Source organism: Rahnella sp. CFA14(1/10) (assembly GCF_004195095.1).
In the GTDB taxonomy this organism is placed as follows: Bacteria; Pseudomonadota; Gammaproteobacteria; order Enterobacterales; family Enterobacteriaceae; genus Rahnella; species Rahnella perminowiae.
Map to the genome: position 1 here is coordinate 210,137 of NZ_SEWS01000004.1, position 12,024 is coordinate 222,160.

Here is a 12,024-nt window from a genome sequence, read left to right on the forward strand (position 1 = left end):
CAGTGACAAATAAATTAACGTTTATGATGAAAGCTTCAGGAAAGGATTACCCCGTGTCAGATCAAATAAAAACCGGATAGTCAGGACAGAAACAGGAAGGCAGTACGCAAAACGAAAAGAGATGAGAAAACGGAATGCCGGAACATTCCGCTTTTATGAGCACTTATACCTTGTCGGATCAGGAATTTTTATGGCCCAAAATCACGCGCACACGTTCCAGATCCTCAGCGGTATCAACACCCACAGAAGGAATGGCCTTCGCTACATCAACGTGGATTTTTTCACCGTACCACAGTACCCGGAGTTGTTCGAGTAATTCAATGTGCTCCAGTTTAGTCGGTTCCCATTTCACATACTGGCGAATGAAACCGGCACGGTAAGCATAAATACCGATATGACGGAGGAAGACATCACCGACTGTTTCTTTCGACACGGCAAAACGTTCACGTTCCCACGGAATGGCAGCACGGGAAAAATACATGGCATAGCCTTTGGCATCCCGAACCACTTTTACCGCATTCGGGTTAAACGCTTCTTCCGCTGTTTCAATCGGCACAGCCAGTGTCGCCATTCCTGCTTCACTGTTTGCCAGATTATCCGCCACCTGACGGATAATAACAGGCGGGATCAGCGGCTCATCACCCTGCACATTGACGATGATTTCATCATCAGCAAAGTGACATACCTCGATCACTTCAGCCAGACGTTCGGTGCCTGACTGATGGTCAGCTCGTGTAAGGCAAACTTCACCGCCAGCAGCTTCAACCGCCGCCACAACGTCAGGATGATCTGTCGCAACAATTACACGTTTAGCCCCGGACTCCAGCGCACGCTCCATCACATGCACAACCATAGGTTTACCGTTGATATCGGCCAACGGCTTACCCGGTAAACGGCTTGACCCGAAGCGGGCCGGGATGATGGCAACAAAACTCATGGGTGTGTCTCATCAACAGAAAGCGGTCGGGCCTCGTTTTCTAATAATACGGGAATCCCCTCACGCACTGGATAAGCCAGGCTGTCTGCCTTACACACTAATTCCTGCGACTCTTTATTAAAGTAAAGCTTCCCGTTACAGACGGGGCACGCAACGATTTCAAGCAAACGGTGGTCCATAAATTCCTCCCGGAGGCGAATACACCGCATTTTCAGCAAGGTGCAACGCAAAAAAGCATTGGAAACACAACATAGCGGTTCAAGAGAATAGCATAACGCCGCACCGCACGTTAATTCTCACTGATCCTCAAATACGGCCTCAAAAAGTTACGTTTTTGTAAAAAAATATCTTCGTGGGAGGATTGCGTTGCCCAATTTGTGGGAGTAGAATTTTTTCTGTGATGCAAGTCACACTATCAACCCTAAACATGAGCTCTAAAAATGAAAACCATTAACAAAATCATCGCTATGTTCGCTAACTTCAGCCACTAAGCTGAATGTCACCTGCAATCATCGTGAAATAACGGCTGCCTGATGCAGCCGTTTCATTTTATAACCTCAAATCTGCCAGTCTTTTCCCCAAAGCGCCGTTAGCGTTTCAGGTACATTCACGATTTTGACTTTTTCAGCTCCCTGCCACTGTGCAAAACGGCTGATTGCTCCGTGTATATCTTTTGCCCTTCGTGAAGCCATCGTGACATCCGGCTCAAGATGCAGGCTTTTCACTTCCAGTATTTTTTCTTTGCGATGCATTTTTGCATCCACCCTGCCAATCAGCTCACCGCGCTGCAATAAGGGAAGTGTGAAATATCCATACTGGCGTTTTGCTTGTGGGGTATAACATTCGATCCGGTATTCGAAATTAAATAACGTCGACACACGTTTACGATCCCATACCACCGGATCAAACGGTGAAAGGAGAGTGGTGACGGTTGAACCGATCCGTGATTTGACGGCTTGTTGCAGGAGGGGAAACTGTTTGCGATGAACATAATAAGTACCTTCGAGCCCGGTCACTTCGATCGGTGTAATCTCCTCATCTGCCAGCAATTGTGCAATCACAGCCTTGGTATTCACGCGCCTGAGGCGGTAGTAGTCCGCCAGCCATTCAGGTTTGAAGATGCCGAGATATTGCGCCGAACGCCGCAGCATCTGTTGTTCCGCCACGGCCTGTTCAAGCGTTTGGCTCGCATCGTCCCAGCCTGGCATCACCCGTTCAGCAAGGTCGTAAACCCGATGAAAATTACGCCGCTCTGACACCATCAGTTTCCCGGTGGTAAACAACGTTTCCAGATGCTTTTTATGCGGCTTCCAGTCCCACCAGCCACTGGCAGACTTCTTGTCTGCACTGAAGTCTGCCGAACGTACAGGCCCCTTGTCGGCAATATGGCTCAACAGCGCCGCAATATCCGTCTGATGTTCATCAAACCAGGCTTGCGAAAATTTCCACCCCATTCCCTGAGGATTCAGCATCCGGTGGCGCAGGAGTCCGTAATCTTCGCTGGGAATAAAACAAGCCTCATGTGCCCAATATTCGAATATTTTTCCTGCTGAGAGTGCCTGTTCCAGCCACTGAGGATCGTAATTACCTAAGCGGCTAAACAGCACAAGATAAGGACTACGCGCAACGACACTTATGGTATCGATTTGCAGTAAGCCCATATCACGGATCGTGTCCACGACATCCGCTGCAACAGGCTTTCGGGTGACAGGCTCAAGAAGATTTTGCGCAGATAAATGCAGGGCGCGGGCTGAAGCAAGAGATATAACCGGGTGAGACATATCGGTATCCGTGGCAGCAATTTAACTGCGGATACCGATAGCATATTTTTACCGGAGCGTAAAATTCAACTCAACGGTGAACAACAAAACCGGACTCAGAATGCAATAACATCAGCCGCGGAAGGGCCGTGTGCTACGCTGCGGTAAGTGGTGAACTCAACCTTCTGACCGGCACTCAGAGATTTATTACCCGTATTTGCGATGGAAGTACGCTGAACATAAATTTCAGAAGAACCATCGAGCGGACAAATAAAACCGTAGCCTTTAGCCTGGTTGTACCATTTAACTAAACCCATTTTTAACATCATAATTTCTATCCTTTCTTTTGGGCATCCATGAACACACTTTTTTATTATTGTTCGGATGCGTTTGCCCATTGCTAAGTTATTTTTTTATAAAAAACCTCTAATGAGCGAATTTGTTTTAACGATTATTTTTATAACTTTCGCGACATCATATACACGTCGCATTGACCTTTTCAGGTATGAAAAACCCGCCATCCGGCGGGTTTTGCGCTGCTAATATGATGAACGATTAACGTTGTTTCATATCATTACGCTCGTCTCTTTTCAGAGCGCAATAACGTTAGCAGCAGCAGGACCGCGCGGGCTATCCTGAATGGTGTATTCTACACGCTGGCCTTCTGCCAACGTCTTGAAACCCTCGGTTGCGATTGCGGAGAAATGTACGAATACATCCTTACCGCCATCAGCTTGCTCAATAAAACCAAAACCTTTGCTTTCATTGAACCACTTAACCTGACCATTTTTCTTAGACATATTTAAAACCTTTTTACAAAATATAAAATCCTGCCATTCGGCAATGTGAGCCAATAGTTCAGACAATTACTTATGGGGAGGACTTAGAAGGTTCGTCTTGGAAGCGGAATCATGGGGAAACAGATAACGTCTGGGAGGAACTGCTTTACTCTACACTCATACATAAATAGCGCTGCAACACAGGCTGCATGCATTTACTCATAAGTTCAGAGCAATAGCAACCCCCGATGTGTAATTATTCTGAACTCTAACGCCATAATAAAATATAAGCCTTTAAAATCAGAGGGGACGGGGATTTTAATCAGCTTAATTTTTTTATACAAGGTGCAGCTTTAAGGTCATTCAGCGCACTTAAGGCCTTTTTTCTAAAATCAGATCTGATATTTTTTGCAGTAATTTCTCGGCTTTCCTCCCTGTAATCTTTGCTTCAACCGGCAAATACCACCAGTCAGGTTGCGCAAAAGCCCGGCATTTCACCGCATCTTTTTCAGTCATAAGGAGAGTCTGGCCAGGTTGTATTACGGCAGAAAGGAGTGTGGCGGAATAAGTCCGATGATCAGAAAAAGCGATTTCCTTTTGCAGGACAACCCCTAGCTGTCTAAGCGTGGCAAAAAAACGAGGCGGATGTCCAATCCCTGCCATAGCAACTACATTTTTTAAGCTACCGGCATCACGCTGCTCTCCCGTAGCCAAATTTACCGCCTTACCTGGCTCAAGGATCATGGCCAGTTCACCAGCCTGTGCGGTACCACCATTTGTAATCACTGCATCGACTGAACGCAGACGCGATTCGCGTTCACGCATCGGGCCTGCAGGTAACCAGTGACCATTACCAAAACGGCGGACACCGTCGACGACGACAATTTCGATATCACGCTGCAGTGCATAATGCTGCAGCCCGTCGTCGGTAATCACGATGTCAAGCTCATGCTCCGCAAGCAATGCCTTCACGGCATCAGAGCGAACAGGAGACACCGCAACCGGTGCCCCTGTTCTTTGAAAGATCAGGACAGGCTCGTCACCCGCTTGCGCAGTTGACGTACTCTCGTTCAGGAGAAGCGGATAGCGTTCCGCTTTCCCACCGTAACCGCGAGAAACAACGCCAACACGAAAACCATGCTGTTGCAATGTTTCAACCAGCCAGATAACCACCGGTGTTTTACCGTTTCCTCCGGCGGTCAGGTTACCGACCACCACAACGGGCACCGGGGCCCGCCAGCTTTTTTTCAGCCCGGCTTTATAGCTATAACGGATCAGATTCGCGATCAGACCGTAAAGCCATGCCAGAGGCAGGAGTACAAGATATAGCGGTGATTTGCCTGACCAGATACGATCAATCATTGCCCAAATTGCATCCGGTAGAGTTGTGAGTAAACACCACGCTCTTCAAGCAGGCTCGCATGAGAACCACGTTCCACCACGCAACCATCTTCGATTACCAGAATCTCATCGGCCTTTTCGATAGTAGATAAACGGTGTGCGATCACCAGTGATGTGCGGTTTTTCTGCAGCTCATCCAGCGCAGCCTGAATAGCACGCTCAGATTCGGTATCAAGGGCCGATGTCGCTTCATCAAGTATCAAAACCGGTGAGTCACGCAATAAAGCACGAGCAATAGCAATACGCTGACGCTGACCACCAGAGAGCAGAACGCCATTTTCACCAATGACCGTATCCAGCCCTTTATCCATTTTGCTGATAAAGTCCATTGCGTAAGCCATTGTCGCCGCTTTTTCGATTTCTTCGCGGGAGTACATATCCGTACGGGCGTAAGCGATATTATTGGCAATGGTGTCATTAAACAGATGGACGTTCTGAGAAACGAGGGCCACCTGATCACGTAATGACGACAGCGTATATTCCCGAAGATCATGACCATCCATCAGGATTTCACCTTCCTGAATGTCATAGAAACGGGTCAGCAAATTCGCGATTGTCGATTTTCCTGAACCCGAGCGACCAACCAGTGCAACGGTTTTGCCTTCCGGCAGGCTGAAGGAAATATTACGCAAAGCAGGAATATCACGTCCCGGATAAGTGAAGGTCACGTTTTTAAACTCGACATCACCTTTTACGCGTTTGACTTCCAGTTTGCCCTCATCTTTTTCCTGTTCCATATCCAGAATGGAGAACAGCGTCTGACAAGCTGCCATACCGCGCTGGAACTGGGAGTTCACGTTAGTCAGTGACTTCAAGGGGCGCATCAGGGCAATCATAGAAGAGAACACAACGGTGATAGTACCCGCACTAAGCGTTTCCATCACCGACGGGAAGCTTGCCGCATACAACACAAATGCCAGTGCCAGAGAAGCAATCAACTGAATAATCGGGTCTGAAATTGAAGAGGCGGAAACCATGCGCATACCTTGCTGGCGCATACGGTTACTCACTTTATCAAAACGCGCGGTTTCAACTTTCTGACCACCGAAGATCAATACTTCTTTATGCCCTTTCAGCATCTGTTCTGCACTGGTCGTCACCTGCCCCATGGTGTTTTGCATTGTCTTACTGATATTACGGAATCGTTTAGACACCACGCGGATAACAACAGAAACAATCGGCGCAATCACTAACAGGATTACAGAAAGCTGCCAGCTGTAATAGAACATCATCACAAACAGACCAATGATTGACGCCCCCTCTCGTACAACAGTCACCAGCGCACTGGAAGACGAAGACGCGACCTGCTCGGAATCATAAGTAATACGGGAAAGTAAGGTACCCGTGGATTGCTGGTCAAAGAATGCCACAGGCATTCTCATCATGTGACCAAACAGACGGCGACGCATATGCATCACGACTTTGCCCGAAACCCATGAAATGCAGTAACTCGAAATATAGCCACTGATACCGCGTACAATCATCAGACCGATAACGACCAGGGGCATCCAAAGTAGTATGGAGCGGTCAGCTTTACCAAAACCGTCATCAAGTAGCGGCTTCAGCAAAGACAGCATGAAAGTATCACTGGCGGCGTTTGCGACCAGCGCAATAGCCGCAGCGATCAGCCCGGCTTTAAAAGGTGTGATCATCGGCCACAGACGACGGAATGTCTGCCATGTGGAGAGATCTTTATCGTTCATCATGCAATATCAACCAGCATCGAAAGAAATAGCGGTCTATTCTACTCATTATCTGCAGATACTCCAAACTGGCGGTGGTACCAACGGGGGATTAATTGCTCGCGTAAGCCTTTAATTGTCCAATAATCATCAAAAATGAAGAGGCTGAGTTGACCCGATACAGATGTTGAATGCCAGTCATAACGCGCTTTGTTGTATCTGCTAACAACTTTATGTGCCGGCAGATGCCATTTATTAAAACGGGAGGCTGATGCCAGTACGATAACCGGCTTGACTGCCCGTAGAAAAGGGGGTATCGATGAAGTATTGCTGCCATGATGAGGGACCTGAAGTGCTGTGGCTCGTAATGTGTTTCGCAACTTCCTGACCAGCGCTTTTTCCGTTTCAGCTTCAATATCGCCGGTCAGCAGCAAACTGAATGAACCATCATCAATGCGGATAACACAGCTGTCGTTATTCCGGGCATCGCCGGACATTTTCTCTGGCCACAACACTTCAAAATCCAACCCCTGCCACCGCCATTGCTCGCCCGCGATACATTTCAGATGATGCTGATCAGAAAGGGTACTTTCACGTACGCTGGCAGCAGGGTATCGGTTTTGCAATACGGTTAACCCACCCCGGTGATCTTTGTCATCATGACTGATAATTATCTGTTCCAGCTGGATATTCTTCCAGTTTAAAAACGGAATAATATTTTGTTCAGCGGCTGATCCGCCTTCCCACCTGTTGCCGGTATCATAAAGAACACCTTTGCCATTTTTGCTGATAAGAACAGACAAGCCGTGCCCGACATCAAGCATATCAATCCGCCAGCGCTCTGGTGGATTTCTGTTCATCCAGACGAAAGAAATCGCGAAAAGAGACAGCAAAAGTGAAAAACAATATCTCAACGGGCAAATCCGCCAGCACAATAGCACCAGCCATCCCATCAGGCTCACGACCAGAAAGGATTCACTCAATGGGGTCCAGCCGTCAGGTAATGCTTTAACCCCCCACAGGGCCAGCCTCAGGGTAACGTCAGCCAGTTGCCAGAGCACAGCCTGGACGTAACCTCCTAATGTATAGGGCACGGCGCTCATCAACAAGGCCAGTAATACCAGCGGGACGGTGAACAGCGAAACAACCGGCACGGCCCACATATTGGCGGGAAACGAAAAGAGGTTCATGCCATGGAAAATCCAGACCTGCAGGGGCCAGAGTAGAAGCGTCATCCCCACCTGCAAATGTCCCCAACGGCAAAATGCCCAATACCATGCCTGCTGAAACATTGCCGGCAAAGGTGCCCACTGAAACCAGAAAACCAGTGCCCCCACGGCAAAGCATGACAACCAGAAACTGTCAGATAATAAATTCATAGGATCGGCCAGCAAAAGCATGGCAACCACCCAAAGCCATATCTGCCACGGATGACAGCGGACACGGAACAGACGCAGCAGGATCCACATCGATACCGCTAACGCTGCACGAACTGCAGGTGCGTTGCCTCCGGAAAGCCAGGTGTAGGTCAGCAGAAAAGCGACGCTCACCAATAACGGAAAGCGATAGTCAATCATCTTTACCGGCATCAAAAACTGTATGCCACGTGCCAGCCACCATCCGAATAATGCCGCCACGGAGATATGTAAACCTGATATCGCCACCAGATGGGCGATGCCCGTCTGTTGCAACAGCAGCTTATCTGCCCTCTCTATTAATCCTTTTTCGCCAAAGGCCAGTGCGATCAGCACAGGCGTATTTTCCATCAGCGGCATCTTCTGCTGCACCCGCTGAATAAACTGCTGACGAAGCGAACTTTTCGCGTCAACTGGCTGACTGTGGCGGACCGTTGCTGTCAATGGCGCATGCTGAGCCAGCGCCCAGCGCTGGGCATCAAATCCGCCTTCATTGAGCATGCTATGGACGGGACGCAAGCTGACGGTCATATCCCAGCGCTGACCCGCAAAAAGTTCTTGCCCTCCCTCATCCCAGTTAGTGCGGAACATGATCGGTGGAAAGAGGATTTTACCTTCAACTTTTTCAATCTTGAAGAGTACAGAGGACGTGCTGGTGTTCCCGAGATTAATACTTTCTACCGCTGCGATAACATGCCGTTTTGTGCCCTGAAGCGCTGAAATCTGATGAAGTTGAATATCGCCCTGAAATGAAGCCCAACTGAGACTCAGCAGACCGATCGCTATCAGGCTGAATATTCTGTGATGTAGTCTGAAACAACAGAATGCACAAAGACACAGCATAACCCGTTGAATAACGCTGGGGAGTTCAGAAAAAATGAGCAGCGGCATCATGCCGGCAATAACCGCTAAAGCAGCCTCGTCCAGTGAGATTTTGATGTTTTACTTCCTTCACGTTGTTCAGACATATTTTCGTGCCGGAGTATGGTTTTCACGCGAAGAAGAGACAAGCAGGAGACCGAAACGCTGGGAGACGTTACGCAAATATTTTGTGATCAGAATTGAAAGAGAGATCAATTCATTAGTCGTAAGGCAAAAAAAACGGCACCTGGAAAGGTACCGTTTTACGTTCGCTATAGGCAGACATTTACGTCCAGGCGCAAGCCTTAGCCGTAAATATTCGCGCGGTCGCGCAACTCTTTACCTGGTTTAAAGTGAGGAACATACTTGCCGTCCAGCTCTACTTTATCGCCAGTTTTAGGGTTGCGCCCAACACGCGGAGCACGGTAGTGAAGAGAAAAACTGCCAAACCCACGGATTTCGATGCGTTCACCATCAGCCAAGGTTGCAGCCATATGCTCAAGCATCTCTTTCACTGCATCCTCAACAGCTTTCGCCGGGATATGAGAGTGCTGGCCAGCAAGTCTTTCAATAAGTTCAGACTTGGTCATATTACCTCCAAGCTTTGCAGCTAAACTACCGTTTCGGGGCGACTGAGCCGCCCCCCGTCATTACTCGCCTTTTGCCGCTTTGAACGCTTCAGCCATAGCGTTAGAGAAGTTGCTTTCGTCTGGTTTGTTGTTAACAACAGCGATTGCATCTTTCTCGTCTGCTTCGTCCTTAGCACGAACGGACAGGCTTACTACGCGGTTCTTACGATCAACACCGGTGAATTTAGCTTCAACTTCATCACCAACGCTCAGAACCAGAGTTGCGTCTTCAATACGGTCGCGAGAAGCTTCTGAAGCGCGCAGGTAACCTTCTACGCCGCCAGCTAATTCAACTGTAGCACCTTTGGCGTCAACTGCTGTGACTTTACCAGTAACAATAGTACCTTTCTTGTTAACAGACAGGTAGTTATTGAATGGATCTTCAGCCAGTTGCTTCACGCCCAGGGAGATACGTTCACGTTCTGCATCAACTTGAAGAACCACAGCTGCGATTTCGTCGCCTTTTTTGTATTCACGTACTGCTTCTTCGCCTGCAACGTTCCAGGAGATGTCAGACAGGTGAACCAGGCCGTCGATGCCGCCATCCAGACCAATGAAGATACCGAAGTCAGTGATTGACTTGATTTTACCTTCAACACGGTCGTTCTTGTTGTGGGTCTCTGCGAATTGCTGCCATGGGTTGTTTTTGCATTGTTTCAGGCCCAGGGAGATACGACGACGTTCTTCGTCGATATCCAGAACCATAACTTCAACAACATCGCCCACGTTAACCACTTTAGATGGGTGGATATTTTTGTTAGTCCAGTCCATTTCAGAAACGTGAACCAGACCTTCAACGCCTTCTTCGATTTCTACGAAGCAGCCGTAATCAGTCAGGTTAGTCACGCGACCCGTCAGTTTAGTACCTTCTGGGTAACGTTTAGCGATAGCGACCCAAGGATCTTCGCCCAGTTGTTTCAGACCCAGTGATACACGGGTACGCTCACGGTCAAATTTAAGAACTTTAACAGTGATTTCATCGCCAACATTAACAATTTCGCTTGGGTGTTTAACACGTTTCCAAGCCATGTCAGTGATGTGCAGCAGGCCATCAACGCCGCCCAGATCAACGAATGCACCGTAGTCAGTGAGGTTCTTAACGATACCTTTAACTTCCATGCCTTCCTGCAGGTTTTCCAGCAGTTGATCGCGCTCTGCGCTGTTCTCAGACTCAATTACTGCACGACGGGAAACAACAACGTTGTTGCGTTTCTGGTCCAGTTTGATGACTTTGAACTCAAGATCTTTGCCTTCGAGATGCAGCGTGTCGCGAACAGGACGAACGTCTACCAGTGAACCTGGCAGGAACGCACGGATACCGTTCAGCTCAACAGTGAAACCGCCTTTAACTTTACCGTTGATAACACCGGTAACAGTTGCAGATTCTTCGTAAGCTTTTTCCAGCGTGATCCAAGCTTCATGACGTTTAGCTTTTTCACGGGACAGCAGAGTTTCACCGAAGCCGTCTTCAACAGCGTCCAGCGCAACATCAACTTCGTCGCCAACCTGGATTTCCAGTTCGCCCTGTGCGTTTTTGAATTGTTCTGCCGGGATTGCAGACTCAGATTTCAGACCGGCGTCAACCAGTACGATATCTTTGTCGATAGACACAACAACACCACGAACGATGGAACCAGGACGGGTTTCGATTGTTTTTAAGGATTCTTCAAAGAGTTGAGCAAAAGATTCAGTCATGTTGATAATCTTTAGGTTCTTAAGTTTAACGTCCATCTGGCGTCCTGCTGGATGGGGTTGTTTCAAATGCCCCGCTACAGATCCTTGCGGCGAGGTTAAAAAAAACTATAGCCAAAACCGGCACTGAATATTCTTCAGCACCAGATTAAGGCCAGATTACCGGGTTTGTTTTTGCGGTAATCCTAGAATTTCTGTGGCATAAGCCAGTGCTTTTTCGATGACTTCGTCGATAGACATACTGGTTGAATCCAGCAACAGTGCATCGGAAGCAGCCACTAAAGGCGCGATAGGCCTGTTACGATCACGGTCATCGCGTTCTTTGATCTCGGCTAAAAGCCGTTCAAAGTTAACACTAAAGCCTTTTTCCTGCAACTGTAGCATTCTTCTGTTTGCACGTTCTTCCGAACTGGCATCCAGAAATATCTTCACCGGTGCATCAGGGAAAACCACCGTACCCATATCGCGGCCATCAGCAATCAGACCCGGCGCATCGCGAAATGCGCGCTGCCTGCGCAATAATGCCTCACGAACACGGGGGAACGCCGCCGCCTGAGACGCAGTATTGCCTACCGTTTCGGTGCGGATTTCATTGGTAACATCCTCACCTTCTAAAATAACGTGCAATTGCCCGTCCTGAGCCACAAAACGAACGTCGAGATGTGCGGCAAGCGGAACTAACGCCTCTTCTGAGACAATATCAACCTGATGATGCAAAGCTGCCAGCGCCAAAACGCGGTAAATCGCGCCGGAATCCAGCAGATGCCAGTTAAAGGCCTCGGCAAGCGCTTTACACAACGTACCTTTGCCTGCACCACTTGGCCCATCAACGGTGATTACCGGGGCTAAAGCCGTCATTTTTGTCTCC

The 12,024-nt window shown here is 48.5% G+C and carries 11 protein-coding genes; all 11 read right to left on the reverse strand.

Going from position 1 to position 12,024, the window contains the following annotated elements; all coding sequences use genetic code 11:
• Positions 1-178 precede the first annotated feature (178 nt).
• The 11 genes from kdsB to cmk all read right to left on the reverse strand — a co-directional run bounded on the left by kdsB (position 179) and on the right by cmk (position 12,014).
• Positions 179-937: a 3-deoxy-manno-octulosonate cytidylyltransferase gene (kdsB, locus tag EVX52_RS09925; protein ID WP_129952495.1), complete on the reverse strand. Its 759-nt coding sequence runs from the start codon at positions 935-937 to the stop codon at positions 179-181.
• Positions 934-1,116, reverse strand: coding sequence for a Trm112 family protein (locus EVX52_RS09930; RefSeq protein WP_013574842.1), 183 nt, complete (start codon positions 1,114-1,116; stop codon positions 934-936). Before EVX52_RS09930 ends, kdsB begins: the two co-directional genes overlap by 4 nt.
• A 378-nt stretch (positions 1,117-1,494) precedes the next feature.
• Positions 1,495-2,718, reverse strand: a complete 1,224-nt coding sequence (locus tag EVX52_RS09935) for a winged helix-turn-helix domain-containing protein (protein ID WP_129952494.1) — start codon at positions 2,716-2,718, stop codon at positions 1,495-1,497.
• A gap of 95 nt (positions 2,719-2,813) precedes the next feature.
• Positions 2,814-3,026 carry a cold-shock protein gene (locus EVX52_RS09940; protein WP_095922608.1) on the reverse strand — a complete coding sequence of 71 codons (213 nt, stop codon included), beginning with the start codon at positions 3,024-3,026 and terminating at the stop codon, positions 2,814-2,816.
• A gap of 261 nt (positions 3,027-3,287) precedes the next feature.
• Entirely contained in the window at positions 3,288-3,497 is a 210-nt protein-coding gene (locus EVX52_RS09945; RefSeq protein WP_129952493.1) for a cold shock domain-containing protein, read from the reverse strand.
• A gap of 351 nt (positions 3,498-3,848) precedes the next feature.
• Entirely contained in the window at positions 3,849-4,838 is a 990-nt protein-coding gene (lpxK, locus tag EVX52_RS09950) for a tetraacyldisaccharide 4'-kinase (protein ID WP_129991193.1), read from the reverse strand.
• Complete coding sequence (gene msbA / locus EVX52_RS09955; RefSeq protein WP_129952491.1) at positions 4,835-6,583, reverse strand: lipid A ABC transporter ATP-binding protein/permease MsbA; 1,749 nt, start codon at positions 6,581-6,583, stop codon at positions 4,835-4,837. Before msbA ends, lpxK begins: the two co-directional genes overlap by 4 nt.
• A gap of 38 nt (positions 6,584-6,621) precedes the next feature.
• Positions 6,622-8,901: a ComEC family protein gene (locus EVX52_RS09960; RefSeq protein WP_269154563.1), complete on the reverse strand. Its 2,280-nt coding sequence runs from the start codon at positions 8,899-8,901 to the stop codon at positions 6,622-6,624.
• Positions 8,902-9,140: 239 nt separating this feature from the next.
• Complete coding sequence (gene ihfB, locus EVX52_RS09965; RefSeq protein WP_013574835.1) at positions 9,141-9,425, reverse strand: integration host factor subunit beta; 285 nt, start codon at positions 9,423-9,425, stop codon at positions 9,141-9,143.
• A 60-nt stretch (positions 9,426-9,485) separates the two neighbouring features.
• A complete protein-coding gene (gene rpsA, locus EVX52_RS09970) occupies positions 9,486-11,159 on the reverse strand; it encodes a 30S ribosomal protein S1 (RefSeq protein WP_095925166.1) in 1,674 nt (557 codons plus the stop codon).
• 156 nt (positions 11,160-11,315) lie between these two features.
• Complete coding sequence (cmk, locus tag EVX52_RS09975) at positions 11,316-12,014, reverse strand: (d)CMP kinase (protein WP_129952489.1); 699 nt, start codon at positions 12,012-12,014, stop codon at positions 11,316-11,318.
• Positions 12,015-12,024 lie beyond the last annotated feature (10 nt).

Coding starts and splice junctions, on each gene's coding strand:
- kdsB (WP_129952495.1), bottom strand. CDS start 937: ATGAGTTTTGTTGCCATCATCCCGGCCCGCTTCGGGTCAAGCCGTTTA.
- EVX52_RS09930 (WP_013574842.1), bottom strand. CDS start 1,116: ATGGACCACCGTTTGCTTGAAATCGTTGCGTGCCCCGTCTGTAACGGG.
- EVX52_RS09935 (WP_129952494.1), bottom strand. CDS start 2,718: ATGTCTCACCCGGTTATATCTCTTGCTTCAGCCCGCGCCCTGCATTTA.
- EVX52_RS09940 (WP_095922608.1), bottom strand. CDS start 3,026: ATGATGTTAAAAATGGGTTTAGTTAAATGGTACAACCAGGCTAAAGGC.
- EVX52_RS09945 (WP_129952493.1), bottom strand. CDS start 3,497: ATGTCTAAGAAAAATGGTCAGGTTAAGTGGTTCAATGAAAGCAAAGGT.
- lpxK (WP_129991193.1), bottom strand. CDS start 4,838: ATGATTGATCGTATCTGGTCAGGCAAATCACCGCTATATCTTGTACTC.
- msbA (WP_129952491.1), bottom strand. CDS start 6,583: ATGATGAACGATAAAGATCTCTCCACATGGCAGACATTCCGTCGTCTG.
- ihfB (WP_013574835.1), bottom strand. CDS start 9,425: ATGACCAAGTCTGAACTTATTGAAAGACTTGCTGGCCAGCACTCTCAT.
- rpsA (WP_095925166.1), bottom strand. CDS start 11,159: ATGACTGAATCTTTTGCTCAACTCTTTGAAGAATCCTTAAAAACAATC.
- cmk (WP_129952489.1), bottom strand. CDS start 12,014: ATGACGGCTTTAGCCCCGGTAATCACCGTTGATGGGCCAAGTGGTGCA.